Annotated in this window: 1 protein-coding gene; it reads left to right on the top strand. The window is 39.5% G+C overall.

Going from position 1 to position 233, the window contains the following annotated elements; genetic code table 11:
* Positions 1–69: 69 nt before the first annotated feature.
* A partial coding sequence (locus tag H5126_RS21615) for a helix-turn-helix domain-containing protein (protein WP_182721573.1) occupies positions 70–233 on the top strand: 164 nt, incomplete at its 3' end.

The raw sequence follows: 233 nt of genomic DNA, 5'->3' as shown, positions 1-233 counted from the left end.
AATTTGTCGGTCACTTTTTTACGTGTCTGTTAGTGTTTTGTTTTTGGAATACTAGAAGGCATGTTGAGGATGATTGTGATGGATTCTAAAGCTCAACTCACCGTTGATATCATAGCTAAAGTGGTTGAAGGCAGGATAACAATTGCCAATGCTGCTAAGTTACTCAGTAAGTCTCGACGCACTATTGAACGCTACGTAAAGCAATATCAGCAAGTCGGTATTCAATTCGCTGT

The sequence above is a fragment of the Pseudoalteromonas sp. SG45-3 genome (assembly GCF_014164075.1).
Taxonomy (GTDB): domain Bacteria; phylum Pseudomonadota; class Gammaproteobacteria; order Enterobacterales; family Alteromonadaceae; genus Pseudoalteromonas; species Pseudoalteromonas distincta.
Note: the sequence above shows the minus strand (reverse complement) of the source record. Positions and strands in the feature narration are given on the sequence as shown.